Below are 22,076 nucleotides of genomic sequence, written 5' to 3' on the forward strand. Positions count from 1 at the left end.
AGACTGATTTCAACGTTGCTAATTATCACAATATCTAACCCTAAATAAATTGTACTATATTTGCCATTCAAAAAAAATTCCATTCCCTATGAAACACCTCTTATCTTCACTATTAGTCTTAACTCTTTTTATTTCTTGTTCGAAAGATAAAGGAACAAATATTGATTACGTTGCTAAAAACGAGCAAGAAATTATAGCCTATATAGCCAAAAACAATTTAACGGCACAACGAAGCAATTCTGGTTTGTATTATGTGATTACCAATACTGGAACCGGGACACAACCCAACGCAACATCTAATGTAACCGTAGCTTATAAAGGCTATTATACAAATGGAACCGTGTTCGACCAAAGTAGTGCTGCAGGGATTTCATTTGGTTTGAACCGAGTCATAAAAGGATGGACAGAAGGCATTCCTCTTTTTAAAACTGGCGGAAACGGTATTCTTTTAGTGCCTGCTCATTTAGGTTATGGGAATAATGATTACAGCTCAATTCCTGGCGGCTCGGTCCTTATTTTTGAGGTAAAATTAATTTCAGTAAATTAGCAATTACCAAACTCTAGCTTAACAAAAAAAAACTACAACATAATTTAATCCTGTTGTGGTTTTTTTATTTGTTGCTAATTCCTCTTTTGGGGGTTAAGTGGTTTTTTACCAAGGAATTGGATTGTAGTCTTTCAAAAACTTCCCACTCCAATGTTTTCCCGTATTGATTCCGTCAAACAAAGGATCCATTACCCGCGCTGCGCCATCTACAATATCCAATGGCGGTTGAAAATCTTGCTCTTCCTGTTTTCTTTTGGCTAATTCGGCAGGATCTTCGTCGGTTACCCAGCCCGTGTCAACGGCATTCATAAAAATTCCAGCTTTTGCCAAAGTTCCAGAGGAAGTGTGTGTCAGCATATTTAAGGCGGCTTTTGCCATATTTGTATGCGGATGGCGATCTTCCTTGAAAAAACGGTGAAATTTTCCTTCCATTGCCGATACGTTGATAATATGCTTTTTGCCTGTATTGTCTTTCTTCATTACTTCCGAAAGTCGGTTGCACAAAACAAATGGCGCTACCGAATTGACCAATTGCACTTCGATCATTTCTGTGGTTTCAATTTGTCCCAAACGCAATCGCCAGCTGTTTGTTTTTCGCAAATCGACTTGTTGTAAATCGGCATCTAATTCTCCTTTAGGGAAAACTTCGGTTGCCACCAATGCCTTATCGAATGAATATGGAATTTGAGATAATTTGGCGGAAGCCCGCAAACCAATTCCTGGTTCTGGTCCGTGCCAAGTTACCGGCATATTTTCATTGGATGAAAACCCAGTTGTCAAAACTTTTAATTCATCGAGACAATTGGTATGATCCAATAATAAATTTTGAGCGTTTATTGGCAAAGCAGCTATTGGTTTTTCTTCGTTTTCCATTAAATGGGAATAAAATCCTGCTGGTCGTCGCACAGTTTGAGCCGCATTATTGATAAGAATATCCAAACGGTCGTATTTTTGTTCGATAAAATTGCAGAAAATTTCAACACTCGGAATATGTCTTAAATCTAATCCGTGAATTTTAAGGCGGTGTCCCCAATCCATAAAATCGTCTTCTTTGGCAAATCGCAAAGCTGAATCTACTGGAAAACGAGTCGTTGCAATAACGGTTGCACCGCCACGTAAAAGCATTAAAGAAATGTGGTGTCCAATTTTTAATCGAGAACCTGTTATTATTGCAATTTGCCCCTTTACATCGGCGGTTTGAAAACGTTTGACGTAATTAAAATCGCCACAATCGGAACACATGGTGTCATAAAAATGATGCATTTTAGTAAACTCCGTTTTGCATACATAACACTTTCTAGGAGATTCAAATTCTAATTGTTCTTTGTGTTCTATATCATTCGAACCTAATAATTTTGGAGCAACAAAAACGCTTGCTTCTCGGGCATAACGAATTCCGGTTTCTTTGCGAGCCGTTCTGTCTTTCTTTTCCTGTTTGCGTTTGGCGACCGCTTTTCCGCCCTTTTTTCTTTTAGCTAATTCATCACGATTAGGGCGCGAAAATTGTCCAGCCGCTTTGAGTAATTCGGTTCTTTGTTCTTTTGGGATGTCAAAAATTTGGTCTGTATCTGCGTTTAATTGTGCTAAAATAGCAATACATTGGTCAATATCTTCCGAGGTTATGGCGCTTTTATTCTCTATTCCTTCTGTCATCATCATGAAAATAAATATTGTTTTTGGTTAAAAATACCAAGGTCGCAAAGATAGTCTTTAAAGTCTTAATTTTGTCTTTTGTATCTTCGCAACTACATTATCAAACAACCTGTAATAATCTTTATGCTATTCCAAATAAAAGCCTATCTCAAATTCCTTTGGAACTCCAAGAACGAACACGCAGTGCATTCGCCGTTTGTATTTAATTTGATTACCAAATGTTTTTATGACCGCAAACCAAAACCCGAATATCAGGTATTAGAAAAATATAGAAATTCGCTTTTAGAAAACAAAAACACGATTAACGTAACCGATTTTGATGCTGGTTCAAAAGTTCTTAAATCGAATACTAGACAAATAAGCAAGATTGCCAAAACCGCTGGAATTACCCAAAAACGTGCCGAACTTTTATTTCGAATTACAACATATTATCAGCCGGAAACCGTTTTAGAAATAGGAACTTCATTAGGATTAGCGACTTCTGCCCTAGCCTTGGGAAATCCGAAAGCAAAAATTATAACATTAGAAGGTTGTCAGGAAACGGCGAGTCAATGTCAATTGCAATTGCAAAAATTCAATTTTAACACTGTAGAATTAGTGGTCACTAAATTTTCTACATACTTCAAAATCATCAACCATCAACCATCAACCATCAACCTAATTTACTTTGACGGCAATCATTCTAAACAAGCTACATTAGATTATTTTGAACTTTTATTGCCAACTATTTCCAATGAAACTGTTTGGATTTTTGACGATGTTCATTGGTCTGCAGAAATGGAAGACGCTTGGGAAATTATTAAAACCCATCCAAAAGTAACCGTTACAATCGACACCTTTCAATGGGGAATTGTATTTTTTAGAAAAGAACAACCAAAGGAGCATTTTGTGATTCGGGTTTGATTTAACCGAAAAGAGCGCAAAGATTTTCGCAAGGTTCACAAAGATTTCAAATTAATATCCCTTGTTTTTTTTATTGATACTAAAATTGTAACAATTTATAAAAACCAAACACTTATATTTGAAATTACATTTCGTACTTTTAAAATCGTAAATAGTATATCTAAATGAAGCCACTAATAAAAATAACAAATATCAAGCGAGATTTTGTTCTTGGAGACGAAATCGTTTATGTTCTAAAAGGCATTGATTTAGAAATAAACAAAGGCGAATATGTAGCATTAATGGGGCCTTCGGGTTCCGGAAAATCAACCTTGATGAATCTTTTGGGTTGTTTGGACACAGCAACATCTGGCACTTATATCCTCAACGGAAAAGATGTGAGTCAAATGCACGATGATGAATTAGCTGAAATTCGCAATAAAGAAATAGGTTTTGTTTTTCAAACATTTAACCTTTTGCCACGAACAACAGCACTTGATAATGTGGCTTTACCAATGATTTACGCAGGATATTCCAAGTCAGAAAGAAGGGCTCGAGCTTCAAAAGTGCTGACTCAAGTTGGACTAGATGACCGAATGGATCACCAACCCAACCAACTTTCTGGCGGACAACGACAAAGAGTAGCTATTGCAAGAGCTTTGGTCAATAATCCTTCGATAATTCTTGCTGATGAACCTACAGGAAATTTGGACAGTAAAACATCTGAGGAAATCATGAAACTTCTGGAGGAAATTCACAAAAACGGAAACACTATAATTGTGGTAACGCACGAGGAAGAAATTGCGGCTCACGCCAAGAGAATCATTCGTTTGAGAGATGGAATGGTCGAAAGCGACATTACGAAATAATTTATTTGGTCAATCGGCTAAACATTTAACCGATTAAAAATATAACCGATTAAACAATAAAAATGAAAATCTACACAAAAACCGGCGATAAAGGAACAACGGCACTTTTTGGCGGAACACGTGTTCCAAAAGACCACATTCGCATAGAAAGTTATGGAACGGTTGACGAATTGAATTCGCATATTGGGTTAATTCGAGATCAGGAAATAAATCCTCATTATAAAAAAATCCTGGTAGAAATTCAAGATCGATTATTTACTGTTGGAGCCATTCTTGCCACTCCGCCTGAAAAAGAAGTGAAGAAAAATGGAGAATTGCGTTTGGAAAAACTTGGCGTTTTAGAAAGCGATATTGAATTATTGGAAAATGAAATTGATATTATGGAAGAAGCGCTTCCGCCAATGACTCATTTTGTTCTACCAGGAGGACACACTACCGTGTCATATTGTCATATTGCCCGATGTGTTTGCCGTCGTGCAGAAAGGATGGCGGTACATTTAGACCATAATGAACCCGTTGCCGAAATCGTAATTATGTACCTAAACCGACTTTCTGACTACCTTTTTGTATTGGCACGAAAGTTGTCATTTGACCTAAAAGCGGAAGAAATAAAATGGATTCCGAGAAAATAGTGCTCCATTTTAGATGCTTATTCATAGTCAACAGATAAGAGATTTAGAGTGCTATTTAGCATTAAAAAACCCTAAATAAAAAAACGTTCTTAACTTTAATAAAAAATAATTGCTTTTTTACTTGTCTTTTTCAGTAAAAAATTTATTTTTGCACCAAACTAAACAGACAAAAGATGTATTGGACATTAGAACTAGCATCCTATTTAAGTGATGCACCATGGCCTGCGAACAAAGATGAACTTATCGACTATGCTATTAGAGCTGGTGCTCCATTAGAAGTGGTGGAAAACCTACAGTCAATAGAAGATGAAGGAGAGATCTATGAATCGATGGAAGAAATATGGCCAGATTATCCTACTGACGAAGATTATCTTTGGAATGAGGATGAATATTAAATAAAAATCTCAAGAAAAAAGTCTCAAAAGAGGCTTTTTTTTTGTTTAAATTTGCATACTCTAAAATCGAGGATTTTATATAAAATCAATTAAAAATAATAATTACAATTAATTATTTGAAATAGTTTCAATTTGTAAATCGTAATTCGTAATTCGTAAATAAAAATGACTTTCATAAATAGTATACTTAAAGTCTTCGTTGGAGATAAATCACAAAAAGACGTCAAGGCATTACAACCTTATTTAACCAAAATTAAAACTTTCGAAAGTGGTTTGGCTTCATTATCTCACGATGAACTTCGAGCCAGAACAACTTTTTTCAAAGATAAAATAAAACAGGCTCGAGAAGAAAAAGACACAAAAATTGCTTCACTTAAACTAGAAGCGGAGAGCATCGAAGATATTGACCAACGCGAAGATATTTACTTGGCTATTGATGCCTTGGAAAAAGAAGCCTACGACATTTCTGAGAAAACCTTAATGGAGATTCTTCCAGAAGCTTTTGCTGTAGTAAAAGAAACTGCTAGACGATTTAAAGAAAACAACCAGATACAAGTAACTGCAACTGCTAAAGATCGCGAACTTTCGGCTACAAAAAGCTATATTACACTTGATGGCGAAAATAGCATTTGGTCAAATTCATGGAATGCTGCTGGAAAGCAAATTACTTGGGACATGATTCATTATGATGTACAGTTAATAGGCGGAATGGTTTTGCATGAAGGTAAAATTGCAGAAATGCAAACTGGTGAAGGAAAAACATTGGTAGCAACTTTGCCACTTTATTTAAATGCTTTGACTGGAAACGGAGTGCATTTGGTAACCGTAAATGATTATTTAGCAAAACGTGATAGTACTTGGAAAGCTCCTTTATTCGAATTTCACGGTATGACCGTAGATTGTATTGACAATCATCAACCCAATTCTGACGAAAGAAGAAAAGCTTATAACGCTGACATTACTTATGGAACAAACAATGAGTTTGGCTTCGATTATTTGAGGGATAATATGGCACATTCGCCAAACGATTTAGTGCAACGGAAACACAATTATGCCATTGTCGATGAGGTCGATTCGGTCTTGATTGATGATGCAAGAACTCCGTTGATTGTTTCTGGTCCAGTACCAGAAGGTGATCGTCACGAATTCACTGAGTTGAAACCAAAAATTGAAAACTTAGTGAGTTTACAAAGACAATTAGCCAATGGTTTTTTATCGGAAGCAAAAAAATTAATCAAAGAAGGCAACACAAAAGATGGCGGTTTTATCTTATTGAGAGCGCATAGATCTTTACCAAAAAATAAGGCCTTAATTAAGTTTTTGAGTGAAGAAGGAATTAAACAATTGCTTCAAAAAACCGAAAACTCCTATATGGAAAACAACAATAAAGAAATGCCAAAAGTGGATGAAGCTTTGTATTTTGTTATTGAAGAAAAAAACAATCAGGTGGAATTGACTGATAATGGTGTTAAATTTCTTTCGGGAGACACCGATACTCAGTTTTTTGTACTTCCAGATATTGGAACCGAAATTGCTCGTATCGAAAAGAAAAATTTAAGCAAAGACTCCGAGGCTGAAGAAAAAGAAAAACTATTTCAGGATTTCGGAATTAAAAGCGAGCGTATTCATACTTTGACACAATTACTGAAAGCCTATACGCTTTTCGAAAAAGATGTAGAATATGTGATTATGGACAACAAGATTATGATTGTTGACGAGCAAACAGGGCGTATTATGGATGGTCGTCGTTATTCTGATGGTTTACACCAAGCAATTGAAGCCAAAGAAAACGTAAAAATTGAAGACGCAACCCAAACTTTCGCAACGGTTACCTTACAGAATTATTTCAGAATGTACAGCAAATTAGCCGGTATGACTGGAACTGCCGTTACTGAAGCTGGTGAGTTATGGCAAATATATAAATTGGATGTTGTAGAAATTCCTACTAACAGACCAATGGTGCGTGAGGACAAAGAAGATTTTATTTATAAAACCACTCGCGAAAAATTCAATGCCGTAATCGAAGATGTAACTCAATTATCAAATGCAGGAAGACCTGTTTTGATTGGAACAACATCAGTAGAAATTTCGGAATTATTAAGTCGAATGTTAAAAATGCGTGGTGTTGCCCATAACGTTTTGAATGCAAAAATGCACAAACAAGAGGCACAAATTGTTGAAGAAGCAGGGAAGTCAGGAGTTGTAACCATTGCTACTAATATGGCTGGTCGTGGAACGGATATTAAATTATCTGCCGAAGTGAAAGCCGCTGGAGGTCTAGCAATTGTTGGCACGGAACGTCATGATTCACGTCGTGTTGACCGTCAATTACGTGGTCGTGCAGGTCGTCAAGGAGATCCTGGGAGTTCCCAGTTTTATGTTTCTTTAGAAGACAACCTAATGCGTTTATTTGGTTCTGAAAGAGTGGCAAAAGTAATGGACCGAATGGGATTGCAGGAAGGTGAAGTGATCCAACATTCGATGATGACCAAATCAATCGAAAGAGCACAGAAAAAAGTCGAAGAAAATAATTATGGCGTTCGTAAACGTTTATTGGAATATGATGACGTTATGAATGCACAACGCGAGGTGGTATACAAACGCCGTCGTCACGCTTTGCACGGAGAACGATTGAAACTGGATATTGCCAATATGCTGTATGACACTTGCGATTTAATTGCAACTGACAATAAATTATCGAATGATTTCAAGAATTTCGAATTCGAATTGATTCGCTATTTCTCTATCACTTCACCAATTACCGAAAGCGATTTCAATAAATTGACCGAAATCGAATTGACCGGGAAGTTATATAAAGCCGCCTCAGCATTTTATTATGAAAAAACCGAACGTAGCGCAAGAGAAGCATTCCCTATTATAAAAAATGTTTATGAAGATAAAAATAACCAATTCGAACGTATCATTGTTCCGTTTACCGATGGAATAAAATCCTTGAATGTGGTTACTGATTTGAAACGTGCCTACGAATCAAACGGAAATCAATTGGTTGCCGATTTCGAGAAAAACATCACTTTAGCTATTGTTGATGAAGCATGGAAAAAGCATTTGCGCAAAATGGACGAGTTGAAACAATCAGTTCAATTAGCGGTTCACGAGCAAAAAGATCCTTTGCTTATCTATAAATTCGAAGCTTACAATTTGTTTAGCTCAATGTTAAATGGGGTCAATAAAGAGGTGATTTCATTCTTGTTTAAAGGTGATTTACCTCAACATGCCGCTGCTCCTATTCAAGAAGCTAAACAAGTTAAAATAAAAGAAAATTACAAAACATCTAAAGACGAAATTGTATCTAGCGAAAGCGCCAATCGCGAAGCAGGTCAAACACAACAACGTCAAGTTACAGAAACTATCGTTCGCGATCAACCAAAAATTAATCGTAACGATACCGTAACAATTCAAAACGTGGCCAATGGACAAACGCAAGAAATGAAGTACAAGAAAGCCGAAAGTTTAATAGCCAACGGAACTTGGGTTTTGGTTCACTAGTAAAACATAGTTTTAATTTCAATCCTCGATTACGAAAGTAGTTGGGGATTTTTTTTTACATTTTAGAAGAATAAAAAACAATAAGTTAAATCCAGGTTTCATAGATTGACACAGATTGATTGGTATTCATCTGAAGTGAAAATACCTGAAACATTTTTCTTATAAAAAATATTCTCTATATTTACTCCATTAAAAACAGAAAAACTAACCTTTAAAAACACATACGATGGCAAAAAGTCAAGACGCAAAGAAAACACTAAAAAAAGAACCTCTTAAAACCGCCAAGGAAAAGAAAGAGGAAAAAAGAGAAAAGAAAAACAGTCCTAAAAGAGATTAATTCTCTTAACCAAGAAACCCTCGTTAAGCAATAAACGAGGGTTTCTTTTTATATCAAATAGAAATTATTTTACTGGAATATTTTCTAAAATTTCCAATACAAATTTCCAGAATTTTTGAGAGGATTTTATTGAAGCCCTTTCATCTGGTGAATGTGCTCCATGAATTGTAGGTCCAAAAGAAATCATATCCATATCAGGATAATTAGTTCCTAGAATTCCACATTCTAAACCAGCATGACAAGCCACCACGCTAGCTTTTTCACCGTTTTGTTTCTCATAAATTTTAACTAACAAATCTAAGATTTCGGATTTCACGTTTGGTGTCCAACCTGGATAAGAACCCCCCAAATTTACTTCGCAACCGCATAATTCAAAAGCAGAACGCAAAGCGTTGGCCAAATCAAATTTGGAAGTTTCCACCGAAGAACGCGTTAAACACCCAATAGAAATTTCACCCTCTTTGATGATCACTCGCGCAACATTATTCGAAGTTTCCACTAAATCCTCCATATCGGCCGACATTCGGTAAACGCCATTATGTGCTGCATAAATCGAACGGATAATTCCTTCTTGCACGCCCAAATCCATTACTATTTTAGGCAAATCGCATTTCACGATTTCGATAGTCAAATTGGGTTCGGTAGTTTTGAATTCGGTTTTGATGTCGTTGATGACTTCCTGCATATCAAAAATATAGGCTTCGTCATACATTCCTGCAACAATTACTTTGGCAATGCTTTCTCTAGGAATGGCATTGCGCAAACTTCCACCATTGATTTCTGAAACTTGAAGTCCAAAATTTTCAAAAGCATCAAACAACAAACGGTTCATTATTTTGTTAGCATTTCCCAAACCTTTATGAATATCCATTCCGGAATGTCCTCCATTTAAGCCTTTTACAGTAATGGAATAACCCACTGAATCTTTTGGAGTTTCTTCTTCTTGGTAACTTCTGGTCGCCGTAACATCGATTCCTCCAGCGCAACCAATGTCGATTTCGTCATCTTCTTCGGTATCCATATTCAAAAGGATTTCCCCTTTTAGTATTCCGCCTTTTAGGTTCAAAGCTCCTGTCATTCCAGTTTCTTCGTCGATGGTAAACAAAGCTTCAATTGCAGGATGTTTGATTTCTTTGGATTCTAAAATTGCCATAATCATCGCCACTCCAAGTCCATTATCAGCACCAAGAGTAGTTCCACGAGCACGAACCCAATCTCCATCGACGTACATATCAATTCCTTGGGTATCAAAATCAAAAATGGTATCCGAATTTTTTTGATGCACCATATCGAGATGCCCTTGAAGGACAACCGTTTTCCTATTTTCCATTCCGGCAGTGGCAGGTTTGCGAATAATTACATTTCGGATTTCATCTTCGAAAGTTTCCAATCCCAATGAATTTCCAAATTTTTTCATAAATTCAATCACACGATCTTCTTTTTTGGATGGACGAGGAACGGCATTCAAATCGGCAAATTTGTTCCAAAGTGCTTTGGGTTCCAGGTTTCTAATTTCTTGACTCATTATATAGGGTATTATTATTTATTGTTTAAAATTTGAAAGTTCAAAGTTAGAATAATGTATTTTAAAAGTCTTTAATTTTATACTAATTTTACCGAAATTCATTTCAAATGCAACGCAAATACATTCTTCCCTTATTCCTCCTAATTCAAATTCTGATTTTGCAAATCATGCCGTATTTTCCAGAATTTATAGAACGGTTTTACAGCAATGGATTGTATGGTTTTATTTCGAAATTTTCTCGCAAAATATTAGGGAAAATTCCATTATCTGTTGGAGATATTATCTACGGAATTGTGATTTTTTATATTCTTAAATCCATATGGAAAAGCAGAAAATTATTAAAAACCGAATGGAAAGAATTAGTTTTAAAAGCGTTAAGTATTCTTTCGGTTGCGTATTTTTTGTTTCATTTTTTATGGGCAATGAATTATTACCGTGAACCACTTTTCGAGAAAATGAAAATCGAAAGAGATTATTCTGATGCCGATTTGCTGTCTTTTACCAAAAAATTGATTGAAAAAACCAACGAAATTCAAGCCCAAATCACCAAAAACGATAGTTTAAAAGTAGTGTTTCCCTATTCGCAGAGACAAGTTTTTGAGATGAATTTAAATGGTTATAAAACGCTTTCAAATCAACATCCCTTCTTTCAATATACGAATCTCAGCATCAAGAAATCGCTATTTAGTTTGCCGTTGACGTATATGGGTTTTGGTGGTTATTTGAATCCGTTTACGAATGAGGCGCAAGTTAATTACTTGATGCCAATGTACAATTCCCCAACAACCTCATGCCACGAAATGGCTCACCAAATGGGCTTTGCCAGCGAAAGTGAATGCAATTTTATTGGTTTTATGGCTTCCGTAAAAAACGATAATTTGTATTTTCAATATTCGGGATATAGTTTTGCATTGCGCTATTGTTTGGGTAATTGGCAAATTCGTGACGAGAAAGTTTTTGACGAATTACTAAAAACGGTACATCCTGGAATCTTAAAAAACTACAAGGAAAGTGAAGATTTTTGGAAACAATATGACACTTTTATAGACAAAGGGTTTCATGTGTTTTATGATAACTTTCTTAAAATGAATAAGCAAAAAGACGGAATGGAAAGTTATAGTAAGTTTGTGAACTTGATGGTTAATTATTATAAAGGAAAGGAATTTTAGTTAAAAGTAAAAAGTCAGATTTTTAATGATTTAAAAAAATAAATTCTTTTTAGGGGTGCGTTTATTAGAAAATAAACGAAGTAAAACAGCCCCGATTGCAGTGGAAATCCTGTTGTTGCGATGCATCGATTATTTCGTTCCTAGCAATGACCTGATCGCAATAACAGATTGTAACGAAAAGCGGGACAACTGCTGATTAAAATGTAGAATACTTGTGCTACCAATTAAAAACACTTTATTTGTAACGAAATGTACTTTTTGCCCACCAATAGAATTATGAACAACGATTTAGAACAGTCATTTGTACAGCAATTGAAGACCAATCAGAATATAATCCATAAAATTTGTAGGTTGTATACTAATGGTGAGGATGCACACAAAGATTTATTTCAGGAGATTACGATTCAGTTGTGGAAAGCATTTCCGAAATTTCGTGGTGATAGCAAATTTTCGACTTGGGCGTATCGCGTGGCATTGAATACGGCGATAACTTTGTACCGAAAAAGCACGCGCACAGTTAAAACGGTTGATTATGAAAACCATCAGTTTTTTATTAGCCAAGAGGACTATAATTATGAGGAGGAAGAACGGCTGAAGTTGATGTATAAAGCGGTTTATCAGCTCAACGATATTGAAAAAGCCTTGATTTTTATGTATCTTGAAGACAAGGATTATAAAGAAATTTCGGAGACATTGGGGATTAGTGAAGTAAATGCAAGAGTAAAAATGAATAGAATAAAAGGAAAATTAAAAAAAATTTTAAATCCTTAAATGATTATGAAAGAGCTGGATTTATTAAAAAAAGATTGGCAAAAGAGCGGAGATTCTTTTGAACAAGTTTCGGAAGTAGAGATTTACAAGATGTTGCATAAAAAATCGTTATCGGTTGTAAAGTGGATTTTGATTGTGAGTATTTTGGAATTTGTTGTTTTAAATGGTATTGGATATCTTATTGGTGATAATGGTTATGCTGAATTTTTGGCTATACACCCATTTATAAACTTTTTAGAAAAGTTTAATTATATAGCTGTCATTGTATTTATTTATTTGTTTTATAGAAATTACAAAGACATATCAGTGTTACAATCTTCAAAAACGCTTATAGAACATATTTTAAAAACAAGAAAAATTGTCACCTATTACATTTATTGGAATATTTTTATAGGAGGTGTTTCGGGAGCAATAGGAGGGATTGAAGGTTTTAATAGAGGCTATAATGAAGGTAGCGTTAATCCAGAAAATACTAAAGGAATTATCGAGGTAAATTACATTACAATTATTGTTACGGCATTATTAATAATGGGGGTAATCTGGTTGTTTTACAAAATATTATATGGTAGTTTCCTTAAAAAATTAAAACAAAATAATGAAGAATTAAAGAAAATAGATTTATAAAAAAAGAGGCTTTATAAAGCCTCTTTTTTTATAAATTAGTATTCCCATTTTCTTAGTTTATTAAGTTCTTCTTCAACTTTTATTTCTTCGGCTGGGATTACTTTTAAAAAGGAGGGATGCTGCTCGATGGCATATTCAATTTTTTCAACAATTTCATCAATGGTATCCTTGTCATAGTCGATTGCTAATGGCGGTTTAATGATGAAGGACTGCAGAATATCTTTCTTTTTCAAGCGCAGCCCTTTTTTATCAAACGAACGACGGAAGCCGTCAATTACTATTGGAACTACAATTGGCCTATGTTGTTTGATAATATGTGCAGTTCCTTTTCTAACGGGTTTGAATGATTTAGTTGTTCCTTGCGGAAATGTGATTACCCAACCATCATCCAAAGCAATCTTGATGTTTTCAGTATCACTGGGATTTACTTCACGTTTTTCGGATACATCTTTACCACAAGAACGCCAAGTTCTTTCGACTGAAATGGCTCCAACATAAGATAAAATTCTTGGTAATAACCCTGCTTGCATCGTTTCTTTGGCAGCAACATAATAAAGATTCATCTTGGGTTGCCAGATATATCCCAAGTTTTTTATAGAATCCTCTCTTCCGCTCAAACTAGCATTAAAAACGTGAAACATAGCAACAACATCAGCAAAATAGGTTTGATGATTGGATATAAATAATACATTTGTATCCGGTAAATTTTTGATGATTTCGGAACCTTCGATCTGCAGATCATTAAATCCCCTAAACCGTTTATGAGTTAAAACTGCAAAAATTCGGATTAACCATTTCTTGATAAAAAGGATGTGACCAAAAGGATTTCTTTTAAATAATCCCATAAAAGTTTGTTTGTTTTTTTAAATTTGGATTGCAAACATACGAAAACTTATAGTTTAAAGCACATTCTTCAATACTTCTTTCAACTCACTCAACATCATTGCTGTAGCTCCCCAAACGATATGTTCATTAATTTTGAAGGCTGGAATAATAATATTTTTAGCATAAGAAGTAGACATTGTGGTATTTACAATTATTTCGTCGCTTAAAAATTCGGATAATGGCAATTCAATTATATTAGCCACTTCGTTAGAATCCGGAATAAAAATAATTTCTTCCCTACAAATTCCTAAAAATGGATACACCATAAAATTACTAGGCGGAATATATAAATGCGTTAAAGGCATAATGATTTCAACACTCTTGGGATGAATTCCAATTTCTTCATGGGTTTCACGTAAAGCCGTGTTTTCAAAGTTTGTATCGCTGGATTCGTATTTCCCTCCTGGAAATGCTATTTGGGCAGAATGGACCCCTTTATATGAATTTCGAACAATAAGAACCAAATGTGTCATTCCATTTTTTGGGTAAAACAACATCATTACTGCGGCCGTTTTCGTGTTTTTGCTTTCAATTCCCGTAATATCAAAATTGCGAATTCGCTCCAATGGTGCCATCTTATAATGCGCATCACTGGCAGGAAGTGCTACCTCTGTAAATTTTGGAACATATTTTAAAAAATCTTCAAAATTCATAATCAAAGTCTATTTTTGTAAATCAAAAGCCAATATAAAGGTTTACACAAATTTACCATAATTAAATTCAAATCAATACAATGTATAGTAAAGAGGAAACTCAACGATTAAAACGGGAATTTTGGGTTGCTTTCGCAGAAAAATACCCTAGAAAATGGGTACTATACGACACTAAAATAAAAGATTTCTCTTTTAAATTTTATGTTGACAATAAAAAAGCGCAGGTTTTAATAGACATTGAGCATCGGAGTGATGAAAAACGAAATGATTTTTTCGAAAAAATGGAGTCTCTGAAAAACATATTAGAAGAAGAATTCGTAAAAAATTTAGTTTTCGAAAAAAACTTCACTCTCGAAAACGGCAAAACAATTAGTCGGATTTGGGTAGAAAAACTAGGTGGAGGCGTCAGCAATAGAAAATATTGGGATGAAATATTCGATTTTTTTAACGATAAAATGCAATCCTTAGAAATGTTCTTTTTAGAATATGATGACTTTATTAAGGATATTTAAACTAATTTTTATAGCCTTTAAAAAGAGGGAAGGTTTGGTATTTACCGGATTGGTTTTGGATATTTTTTTCGTATATTTCTAATTAACTCTTCGAGACCGTTGAGTTTTAGTTCATAAATAAGCTGTAATTGAGTCCCTAATTCTCCTTTCGGAAAGCCTTTATTGGAGTACCAAACCACATAATATTCGGGCAAATCTATAAGGTATTTGCCTTCGTATTTGCCAAAAGGCATTTTGGCATGAGCGAGTTTGATAAGTTGTTTTTGATTTTGGTCCAAGTTTAAAAAGGTTAAGGTTGAATCGGCAAGCTGAATACTTTTTTACTTCCAATTAAATGTAATTTCCTTCTCAATATCGGCATTCAAACTCAATAAAACAGGACAATTTTTAGCTACCCTTTCCAGAATGGTTTTGTTTTTGTCGGTTGTAGCAACTGACATATTCAAAACAATTATGATTTTGTCTATTTTTCTGGGTTCAGCTTGCATAATCTTGGTAACAAAAACTGTTGAACCTACTAAATCAAGATCCAAATCCTTAGATTTTATTGCCATAATCGACACCATACAACTTCCAAGTGCATTGGCAACCAAATCAGTTGGAGAAAATGCCTCTCCTTTTCCTTGGTTATCCGTTGGAGCATCCGAAAGGATTTGCGTCCCTGATTGTAAGTGAATAGACGAAGTTCTTAAATCGCCTAAGTAAGTTACTTTTGAAGTCATATTTTTTTTTTTAAAAGTGAATACTAAAATTATCCCAAAAACTTCTGGGCTGAACACTTCCTTAATTCGCTTCTTTTATTGTTAAATCGGCATCATAATATAAAATAAACACCCCTCTATTGGCATAACCGCCGTCTTCTTTTTTGTAAAACTCGAACTTGTTATCCACCTGTATGGTTGCAATAGTCTCAGCCGCTTCTTGATAATTTTTGTCTTGCGACAAACGCATCATTGTGTCAAATGTAACATCAAAACCACGGGTGGCGTATGTCGACGGGTAAATATCATTTATCTTTCTATATTCATTTTCGAAAATCAATGCTTCTGGAGATTCATTTTCTCTGGTTGTAGAAGGATACATTAATTTTAATTTCACCAAATTTTCAAAATTAATTTCGTCAGTTTCCAATGTGTCATTAGAATCCAAAATAACTAATTGCACCTTAAAACCAGATTCCAATGCATCTACCATTGTTTTTATCGTCAGTTTAATCATCATGGTGTTGGCAGTTTCCATAACTACATAGTTCGTTCTATCTTTCACTAATAAGCTATTCAAACTTTCTGCAGATAAACTTCCGTTGTCATTCATTCCAGCAAATTTAACATCCTTTTGATTTTCATTTATATACTGAATTATGGATTCCTTTTTCTTGTCGACAACTGCAATAATATTCCCTTCTTTTGTTCGCATATAATCAAACATTGTGTTTTTTGCTATTTCATTAGTGGGAATGGTTTGATATAAGTTTGAATACGGATTTCCAATATCTTTTGACAAAGGTGAAATCACGGGAATATGATTCTTTCCTCCAATCGCTGCAGCAGTTTCTGCATTATTTTGATAAAAAGGACCAATTATTGCATCGGCATATTCAAAATTATTTTCTTTGAAAAGTATTGCAACATTCGAAGTGTTTTTGGTTTCTTGAGAGTCAAAAATTTTCACATCAATAGGAATTCCAAGACTCCTAGCCGAATCTATTGCCATCAAGACTCCTGAATAAAAATCCAAAGTCATATTCAAAAACTTGTCTTTTTTTAATCGCATCGATGTCGAATTTATAGTGTCGTCTTCGATTTTAGAAAGATTAAAAGGCAACAACAATACTATCTTTTTTCTAGTCGTATTACTACTTATTTTAGACAGGGAAATATATTCTTTTTTCTTCTCTTGAGGAATCGAATTGATTGAGGGAACTTTTAAAATCATACCTATTTCAACACCATTTGACAAAGTCGGATTCAATCTTATTAATTCCCCTTGCTCTAAACAAGTCATTTTAGACAAACTATATAAGGTTTCTTTTGGTTTCACCTCATAATCTACATAAGTTATTGATGGGTTAATTTTTAAAGGAATTAATTTTGTGATATCTTTTTGGGTTTCGGCTCCTGCAATTTTATCAGTTTTTGGCGTAGTTCCCTTAATTATCAATTTGTATCCAATGGGCAAATTAGAAATGATTTCCGGGTTTTGTTTTTCCAATTCAGCAATAGTAATGCCATATTTTTTTACGATGGAATATTTTGTTTCCTTTGGAAGTACTTCGTGATAAATGACTTTTCCTGACGTTTGCACTACCGTTTTCAAACCTGAATTCGAAGGAATGGTTAGCGTTTGCCCCATTTGCAAACCATCTTTTTCAAGAAATGGATTGGCTTTTTTCAAGTCTTCATCCGAAACGTTGTATTTTTTTTCAATACCAAACAAAGTCTCTTTGGGTTCTACTTCATGCGTTATGGTTTTTGAAGAGGGTTTTTGAATCTGACCTTTTTTTGGAATAAGTAAAATGCTGTTTGGCTCCAAACCACTCTGAGCATCAGGATTTAGCTGATAGATATCGAATGGTGTGACACTGTATTTTTGTGCAATCTGGGTTATGGTTTCCCCTTTTTCTACTTTATGTTTGTCATAATTTTGCCCAAAAACAGAACAACTAATTATAAAAACAAAAATGTAAATAACTCTATTTATCATAATTCAAATACTTTAAAAATTCAGTTTCAATGGCAATGGCTATAGTGAAAAATCAATTTCTTAATTACTATTGAAATTGAAAATCTATTCCCATTCAATCGTTGCAGGTGGTTTTGAACTGATGTCATACACTACTCTATTAACGCCTTTTACTTTATTTATTATATCGTTAGACACTTTCATCAAGAATTCATAAGGCAAATGAACCCAGTCAGCAGTCATCCCATCAGTAGATTCTACTGCGCGAAGTGCAACTACTTTTTCGTAAGTACGCTCATCGCCCATTACTCCAACGCTATTTACGGGAAGCAAAATGGCTCCGGCTTGCCATACTTTATCGTACAATCCCCAAGATTTTAATCCGTCGATAAAAACTTTATCCACATCTTGTAAAATTTGAACTTTCTCTTCTGTAATTGCTCCAAGAATTCGAATCGATAATCCTGGTCCGGGAAAAGGATGTCTTCCTAGTAATTCTGGATCTATTCCTAATGTTGCTCCTACTCGACGCACTTCATCTTTGAAAAGCATTCGCAAAGGCTCCACAATTTTTAATTTCATATAATCCGGTAAACCTCCCACATTGTGGTGCGATTTTATGGTTGCCGATGGTCCTTTTACCGAAACGGATTCGATAACATCTGGATAAATTGTTCCTTGTGCCAACCATTTTACATCTTCAATTCGGTGTGATTCAACATCGAAAACTTCGATAAAAGCGTTACCAATGGCTTTTCTTTTTAACTCTGGATCTTCAACTCCGGCCAAGGCAGCATAAAAACGTTGAGAAGCATCGACTCCTTTCACGTTCAAACCCATTCCTTCGTATTGGTCTAAAACACTTTGAAATTCATTTTTTCGAAGCAAACCGTTATTCACGAAAATGCAATACAAATTTTTTCCAATGGCTTGATGCAATAAAACAGCTGCAACGGTAGAATCTACTCCGCCAGAAAGCCCAAGAACTACTTTATCGTCTTGCAATTTCTCTTTTAATTCGGAGACCATTTCTTCGACAAAAGCATTTGGCGTGAAGTTTTGAGAAACTTCGGCAATTTTTACCAAAAAGTTTTCTAACATTTTGGATCCATCCGTGGAGTGAAAAACTTCGGGATGATATTGAATCGCATAGGTTGTTTCCCCTTCAATTTTGTAAGCGGCAAACTCCACATCGTGAGTGCTTGCTAGTTTAATTCCTCCGGCTGGTAATGCTTTGATACTATCACTATGACTCATCCAAACTTGGCTGTTTTCAGAAACACCTTCAAAGAAAACTTCATTTTCTTTTATATAGGATAAGTTGGCTCTACCATATTCTCTGGTATTAGAAGCGGCAACTTCTCCTCCGCTAAAATGGGCTAAATATTGGGCTCCGTAACATACGGCGAGTATTGGTAATTTTCCTCTAATTTGAGACAAATTAGGGTGTGGAGGGTCTTCTCCGCGAACAGAAAATGGACTTCCGCCAAGAATTACGGCTTTGTAACTTGACAAATCATCAGGAAAATGATTGTAAGGAAAAATTTCGCAGAAAATGTTTAATTCGCGAACTCTACGGGCAATAAGTTGTGTATATTGCGATCCGAAATCTAAAATAAGTACGTTGTGTTGCATGTGCAAAAATACTTTTTATAATCGGGATTGAAAAATCGAATTTTGAAAAATATTCGTTTCTATTCTTTGGTAATAATAATAGTAGCCTTAAATCCAGTGGCGAGGTTCCATTGACTTGCCGAAATAACAACTCCTTTATCATCAAACACCCTAAATTCAGCAGTATTTGGACCAACACTCCCTTGATTGAGAGCTTCAAAATCTATTTTGTTAAAACCCTTTTCTAGATTAATATCAAGGACTTGAAAATTCCCAGTCATATAGATTCTAGTAACAATCATTCTATCATTTTGAAACACTCGAATGGCATCGCCATCTACTTCCCCATAATCGCGATACATCACTTTTGCAGTTAACGAATTCGTTTTGAAATTGCCCAAATTTTGATTTTTTCTAAAGACAATTCCTTCTTCATTACTTGGTTTTTTATTCAACTTCTCGACAATTAAATCTCCAGGATTAACAAAATCATTTTTTGGCGTCATTGAAAAATTATTATCAGGCACACCTATTTGAAACGAATTATCTACTTTAGGTTTTGTATTTAAAATATTAATGTTAGTAAATACACTAGGAGTTTTAATGTCTTTATTTTCTGGCGTTTGAGGACTAATTTTTTTAGGTTTAAAATCAGTATTAAGTGGTGGAATTGCTTTAAATTTAGTACTAAATTCACTTTGTCCAAAGCTATTTGAAGCCATACAAATTAAAAAAATAATAAATAGAATCTGTCTCATATATAATTGGATATTGATAAATCAATATGTGTTGAAAAATTTAAAAATAAAAAAAACAATAGATTAAAATCACAAAAATAGCACAATTTAATTTTCTTTAACTTATTTGTTCAATTGGAAAAACATTAAGAACCTTATTTAAGTTCAATATTTAACTGCGATTACTCAAAATTTATGCCATAAACATCTAATCCTTTCAATGAAATTTTTATTCAATTTCTTATCATATTTTTTATAAATTGCAAGCATAATATTAATTCTGGAGCTGGATTTCAACTTATTAGAAATCAACAAAATAAAAAACAATTAAAATGAAAAGAGAAAACATCTTGACTGGATCACCATGGGAAGACAAAATGGGCTATTGTCGTGCAGTTCGAATTGGCAATATCATTGAGGTTTCTGGAACAGTAGCCATTGTTGATGGAGAAAAAGTTAAGGCTAACGACGCTTATGCACAAACCTTAAATGTTCTTGAAAGAATCGAAAAAGTACTCGAAGATCTAAATGCAGAAATGAAAGATGTAATTCGCACCCGAATATTCACCACAGATATTACAAGTTTCGAAGAAGTAGCTAGAGCACATTCTGCTTTTTTTAAGGACATAAAACCGGCAACTGGTTTTTATGAGGTTAGCAAATTAGTAGCGCCAGAATATTTGGTAGAAATCGAATTTACAGCTATCGTTTCGGAATAATTTTTAAACGCAACTCTATTAATTTGTCATTGCGAGGAACGAAGCTATCCTATTTTTTGCTATCGTTATGTGATAGCTTCGTTCCTCGCAATGACAAAAATAAAAACAAATGAACCTAAAAAAAACAAGCCTTCTTACTCTCAAATGGATTTTCATTTGTGCTTTAGTAGGCATTTTGTCGGGTTCAGCTTCAGCACTTTTTCTAGTTTCTCTAGAATGGGTTGCTCAAATTAGAGAACACAACATTTGGATTGTTTGGCTTTTGCCAATAGGCGGACTCCTTATAGGCTTAAGTTATTATTATTGGGGAAATGAAGTGGTAAAAGGCAATAATTTATTGCTCGAAGAATATGAAAATCCTCAGAAAACTATCCCCTTAAAAATGGTGCCTTTGGTGTTTTTGGGAACCATAATAACACATCTTTTTGGTGGTTCTGCCGGACGAGAAGGAACGGCAGTACAAATGGGCGGTGCCATTGCCGACCAATTTACAGGTTTTTTAAAACTCAATAATTCCGACAGAAGGACGCTAATAATTCTGGGAATCAGTGCCGGATTTGCATCTGTTTTTGGAACGCCTTTGGCTGGAGCCTTGTTTGCATTGGAGGTTTTATATTTCAGTAAAATCAATTTTAAAAGTATTGCGTTGTCTTTTTTAGTAGCGTATGTTGCTTATTTCACCGTTGAATTTTGGCACGTAAAACACACACATTACCACATTCCTATTGTACCTGAAATAACTTCGAAAATTTTAATTTGGGTAATTTTAGTCAGTATTATATTTGGAATAGCATCAATGTTGTTTTCGAGAACGACTCATTTTTGGGGAAACTTATTTTCAAAAATGATAAAACATCCACCACTACGACCGTTTGTTGGAGGAATTATTTTGGCAATTGTTTTTTATTTTATTGGCACCACAAAATATATGGGATTGGGAATTCCTATAATTTTAGATTCCTTTTCAACACCAAATGCTAGTTATGATTTTCTACTTAAAATACTTTTTACCGGATTCACGCTTGGAGCGGGATTCAAAGGTGGCGAAGTAACTCCACTCTTCTTCGTTGGAGCGACTTTAGGAAGTGCATTATCTGTTTATGTTCCTTTACCCATTGCGCTTTTGGCAGGAATGGGCTTTGTAGCCGTTTTTTCAGGAGCAACCCACACCCCTATTGCCTGCACCATTATGGGAATAGAACTTTTCGGGTTAGAAAGTGGCTTATTCATTGGGATTGCTTGTGCAATAGCTTACTTTTCTTCAGGTTCTGCGGGGATTTACCATTCTCAAATTGTAAAAGGGGCGAAACACAAGTTGTACCAGCGATTTAAACTAAAACATCCTATGGATTTCTAATATTGT

21 protein-coding genes are annotated in these 22,076 nt (G+C 34.7%); 12 read left to right on the forward strand and 9 right to left on the reverse strand.

Translation table 11 applies throughout. From position 1 onward, the window contains the following. Window positions 1-88: 88 nt before the first annotated feature. A complete protein-coding gene (locus tag AABM59_RS06300; protein WP_338408128.1) occupies window positions 89-547 on the forward strand; it encodes an FKBP-type peptidyl-prolyl cis-trans isomerase in 459 nt (152 codons plus the stop codon). Window positions 548-652: 105 nt separating this feature from the next. On the opposite strand, the gene AABM59_RS06305 is transcribed toward AABM59_RS06300, so the two are convergent. Continuing rightward, entirely contained in the window at window positions 653-2,206 is a 1,554-nt protein-coding gene (locus tag AABM59_RS06305) for an SDR family NAD(P)-dependent oxidoreductase (RefSeq protein ID WP_338408129.1), read from the reverse strand. Between the two features lie 117 nt (window positions 2,207-2,323). Between AABM59_RS06305 and AABM59_RS06310 the strand changes: the two genes are divergently transcribed. The 5 genes from AABM59_RS06310 (at window position 2,324) to secA (ending at window position 8,485) form a co-directional block, all read left to right on the forward strand. After that, window positions 2,324-3,103: a class I SAM-dependent methyltransferase gene (locus tag AABM59_RS06310; protein ID WP_338408130.1), complete on the forward strand. Its 780-nt coding sequence runs from the start codon at window positions 2,324-2,326 to the stop codon at window positions 3,101-3,103. Window positions 3,104-3,267: 164 nt separating this feature from the next. Continuing rightward, window positions 3,268-3,951, forward strand: a complete 684-nt coding sequence (locus tag AABM59_RS06315; protein WP_338408131.1) for an ABC transporter ATP-binding protein — start codon at window positions 3,268-3,270, stop codon at window positions 3,949-3,951. Between the two features lie 62 nt (window positions 3,952-4,013). Further along, window positions 4,014-4,583, forward strand: a complete 570-nt coding sequence (locus AABM59_RS06320; protein ID WP_338408132.1) for a cob(I)yrinic acid a,c-diamide adenosyltransferase — start codon at window positions 4,014-4,016, stop codon at window positions 4,581-4,583. A gap of 173 nt (window positions 4,584-4,756) precedes the next feature. Then, window positions 4,757-4,978 carry a DUF2795 domain-containing protein gene (locus tag AABM59_RS06325; RefSeq protein WP_007138072.1) on the forward strand — a complete coding sequence of 74 codons (222 nt, stop codon included), beginning with the start codon at window positions 4,757-4,759 and terminating at the stop codon, window positions 4,976-4,978. A gap of 165 nt (window positions 4,979-5,143) precedes the next feature. Continuing rightward, entirely contained in the window at window positions 5,144-8,485 is a 3,342-nt protein-coding gene (secA, locus tag AABM59_RS06330; RefSeq protein WP_338408133.1) for a preprotein translocase subunit SecA, read from the forward strand. A gap of 401 nt (window positions 8,486-8,886) precedes the next feature. Here secA and AABM59_RS06335 read toward each other — a convergent pair whose 3' ends face one another. After that, the gene (locus AABM59_RS06335) at window positions 8,887-10,347 is read right to left on the reverse strand and encodes an aminoacyl-histidine dipeptidase (RefSeq protein ID WP_338408134.1); all 1,461 of its coding nucleotides are present in this window, start codon (window positions 10,345-10,347) and stop codon (window positions 8,887-8,889) included. A gap of 107 nt (window positions 10,348-10,454) precedes the next feature. Here AABM59_RS06335 and AABM59_RS06340 point away from each other — a divergent pair, with 107 nt between their 5' ends. The 3 genes from AABM59_RS06340 to AABM59_RS06350 all read left to right on the forward strand — a co-directional run bounded on the left by AABM59_RS06340 (window position 10,455) and on the right by AABM59_RS06350 (window position 12,911). After that, window positions 10,455-11,516 (forward strand): DUF3810 domain-containing protein, encoded by a 1,062-nt coding sequence (locus AABM59_RS06340; RefSeq protein ID WP_338408135.1) that lies wholly within the window; start codon window positions 10,455-10,457, stop codon window positions 11,514-11,516. A 276-nt stretch (window positions 11,517-11,792) separates the two neighbouring features. After that, window positions 11,793-12,287 (forward strand): sigma-70 family RNA polymerase sigma factor, encoded by a 495-nt coding sequence (locus AABM59_RS06345; protein ID WP_338408136.1) that lies wholly within the window; start codon window positions 11,793-11,795, stop codon window positions 12,285-12,287. Window positions 12,288-12,293: 6 nt separating this feature from the next. Continuing rightward, entirely contained in the window at window positions 12,294-12,911 is a 618-nt protein-coding gene (locus tag AABM59_RS06350) for a hypothetical protein (protein ID WP_338408137.1), read from the forward strand. A 35-nt stretch (window positions 12,912-12,946) separates the two neighbouring features. On the opposite strand, the gene AABM59_RS06355 is transcribed toward AABM59_RS06350, so the two are convergent. Continuing rightward, entirely contained in the window at window positions 12,947-13,756 is an 810-nt protein-coding gene (locus AABM59_RS06355; RefSeq protein ID WP_338408138.1) for a lysophospholipid acyltransferase family protein, read from the reverse strand. Between the two features lie 54 nt (window positions 13,757-13,810). Beyond that, window positions 13,811-14,449 (reverse strand): CoA pyrophosphatase, encoded by a 639-nt coding sequence (locus AABM59_RS06360; protein ID WP_338408139.1) that lies wholly within the window; start codon window positions 14,447-14,449, stop codon window positions 13,811-13,813. Between the two features lie 80 nt (window positions 14,450-14,529). Here AABM59_RS06360 and AABM59_RS06365 point away from each other — a divergent pair, with 80 nt between their 5' ends. Next, a complete protein-coding gene (locus tag AABM59_RS06365; protein ID WP_338408140.1) occupies window positions 14,530-14,961 on the forward strand; it encodes a DUF4268 domain-containing protein in 432 nt (143 codons plus the stop codon). Window positions 14,962-15,002: 41 nt separating this feature from the next. On the opposite strand, the gene AABM59_RS06370 is transcribed toward AABM59_RS06365, so the two are convergent. The 5 genes from AABM59_RS06370 to AABM59_RS06390 form a co-directional block, all read right to left on the reverse strand. Continuing rightward, window positions 15,003-15,239, reverse strand: a complete 237-nt coding sequence (locus AABM59_RS06370; RefSeq protein WP_338408141.1) for a DUF3820 family protein — start codon at window positions 15,237-15,239, stop codon at window positions 15,003-15,005. A 42-nt stretch (window positions 15,240-15,281) separates the two neighbouring features. Then, window positions 15,282-15,683 carry an OsmC family protein gene (locus AABM59_RS06375; RefSeq protein WP_338408142.1) on the reverse strand — a complete coding sequence of 134 codons (402 nt, stop codon included), beginning with the start codon at window positions 15,681-15,683 and terminating at the stop codon, window positions 15,282-15,284. A gap of 61 nt (window positions 15,684-15,744) precedes the next feature. Then, complete coding sequence (locus AABM59_RS06380; RefSeq protein WP_338408143.1) at window positions 15,745-17,664, reverse strand: LysM peptidoglycan-binding domain-containing protein; 1,920 nt, start codon at window positions 17,662-17,664, stop codon at window positions 15,745-15,747. An 84-nt stretch (window positions 17,665-17,748) separates the two neighbouring features. Beyond that, a complete protein-coding gene (gene guaA / locus AABM59_RS06385) occupies window positions 17,749-19,278 on the reverse strand; it encodes a glutamine-hydrolyzing GMP synthase (RefSeq protein ID WP_338408144.1) in 1,530 nt (509 codons plus the stop codon). 59 nt (window positions 19,279-19,337) lie between these two features. Then, the gene (locus AABM59_RS06390) at window positions 19,338-19,979 is read right to left on the reverse strand and encodes a hypothetical protein (RefSeq protein ID WP_338408145.1); all 642 of its coding nucleotides are present in this window, start codon (window positions 19,977-19,979) and stop codon (window positions 19,338-19,340) included. Between the two features lie 347 nt (window positions 19,980-20,326). Between AABM59_RS06390 and AABM59_RS06395 the strand changes: the two genes are divergently transcribed. Together AABM59_RS06395 and AABM59_RS06400 are read left to right on the forward strand one after the other, a co-directional pair. Next, on the forward strand, window positions 20,327-20,713 hold the full coding sequence (locus AABM59_RS06395; RefSeq protein WP_338408146.1) for a RidA family protein: 387 nt from the start codon (window positions 20,327-20,329) through the stop codon (window positions 20,711-20,713). A gap of 109 nt (window positions 20,714-20,822) precedes the next feature. Then, window positions 20,823-22,070, forward strand: coding sequence for a voltage-gated chloride channel family protein (locus AABM59_RS06400; protein ID WP_338408147.1), 1,248 nt, complete (start codon window positions 20,823-20,825; stop codon window positions 22,068-22,070). Window positions 22,071-22,076: the final 6 nt, after the last annotated feature.

Source organism: uncultured Flavobacterium sp. (assembly GCF_963925185.1).
GTDB lineage: Bacteria > Bacteroidota > Bacteroidia > Flavobacteriales > Flavobacteriaceae > Flavobacterium.

What these genes read in the sequence shown, in the direction of transcription:
- AABM59_RS06320 (WP_338408132.1), top strand. Translation starts at nt 4,014, where the DNA reads ATGAAAATCTACACAAAAACCGGCGATAAAGGAACAACGGCACTTTTT.
- AABM59_RS06380 (WP_338408143.1), bottom strand. Translation starts at nt 17,664, where the DNA reads ATGATAAATAGAGTTATTTACATTTTTGTTTTTATAATTAGTTGTTCT.
- AABM59_RS06315 (WP_338408131.1), top strand. Translation starts at nt 3,268, where the DNA reads ATGAAGCCACTAATAAAAATAACAAATATCAAGCGAGATTTTGTTCTT.
- AABM59_RS06300 (WP_338408128.1), top strand. Translation starts at nt 89, where the DNA reads ATGAAACACCTCTTATCTTCACTATTAGTCTTAACTCTTTTTATTTCT.
- guaA (WP_338408144.1), bottom strand. Translation starts at nt 19,278, where the DNA reads ATGCAACACAACGTACTTATTTTAGATTTCGGATCGCAATATACACAA.
- AABM59_RS06375 (WP_338408142.1), bottom strand. Translation starts at nt 15,683, where the DNA reads ATGACTTCAAAAGTAACTTACTTAGGCGATTTAAGAACTTCGTCTATT.
- AABM59_RS06360 (WP_338408139.1), bottom strand. Translation starts at nt 14,449, where the DNA reads ATGAATTTTGAAGATTTTTTAAAATATGTTCCAAAATTTACAGAGGTA.
- AABM59_RS06325 (WP_007138072.1), top strand. Translation starts at nt 4,757, where the DNA reads ATGTATTGGACATTAGAACTAGCATCCTATTTAAGTGATGCACCATGG.
- AABM59_RS06310 (WP_338408130.1), top strand. Translation starts at nt 2,324, where the DNA reads ATGCTATTCCAAATAAAAGCCTATCTCAAATTCCTTTGGAACTCCAAG.
- AABM59_RS06345 (WP_338408136.1), top strand. Translation starts at nt 11,793, where the DNA reads ATGAACAACGATTTAGAACAGTCATTTGTACAGCAATTGAAGACCAAT.
- AABM59_RS06365 (WP_338408140.1), top strand. Translation starts at nt 14,530, where the DNA reads ATGTATAGTAAAGAGGAAACTCAACGATTAAAACGGGAATTTTGGGTT.
- AABM59_RS06400 (WP_338408147.1), top strand. Translation starts at nt 20,823, where the DNA reads ATGAACCTAAAAAAAACAAGCCTTCTTACTCTCAAATGGATTTTCATT.
- AABM59_RS06390 (WP_338408145.1), bottom strand. Translation starts at nt 19,979, where the DNA reads ATGGCTTCAAATAGCTTTGGACAAAGTGAATTTAGTACTAAATTTAAA.
- AABM59_RS06335 (WP_338408134.1), bottom strand. Translation starts at nt 10,347, where the DNA reads ATGAGTCAAGAAATTAGAAACCTGGAACCCAAAGCACTTTGGAACAAA.
- AABM59_RS06305 (WP_338408129.1), bottom strand. Translation starts at nt 2,206, where the DNA reads ATGATGATGACAGAAGGAATAGAGAATAAAAGCGCCATAACCTCGGAA.
- secA (WP_338408133.1), top strand. Translation starts at nt 5,144, where the DNA reads ATGACTTTCATAAATAGTATACTTAAAGTCTTCGTTGGAGATAAATCA.
- AABM59_RS06340 (WP_338408135.1), top strand. Translation starts at nt 10,455, where the DNA reads ATGCAACGCAAATACATTCTTCCCTTATTCCTCCTAATTCAAATTCTG.
- AABM59_RS06355 (WP_338408138.1), bottom strand. Translation starts at nt 13,756, where the DNA reads ATGGGATTATTTAAAAGAAATCCTTTTGGTCACATCCTTTTTATCAAG.
- AABM59_RS06350 (WP_338408137.1), top strand. Translation starts at nt 12,294, where the DNA reads ATGAAAGAGCTGGATTTATTAAAAAAAGATTGGCAAAAGAGCGGAGAT.
- AABM59_RS06395 (WP_338408146.1), top strand. Translation starts at nt 20,327, where the DNA reads ATGAAAAGAGAAAACATCTTGACTGGATCACCATGGGAAGACAAAATG.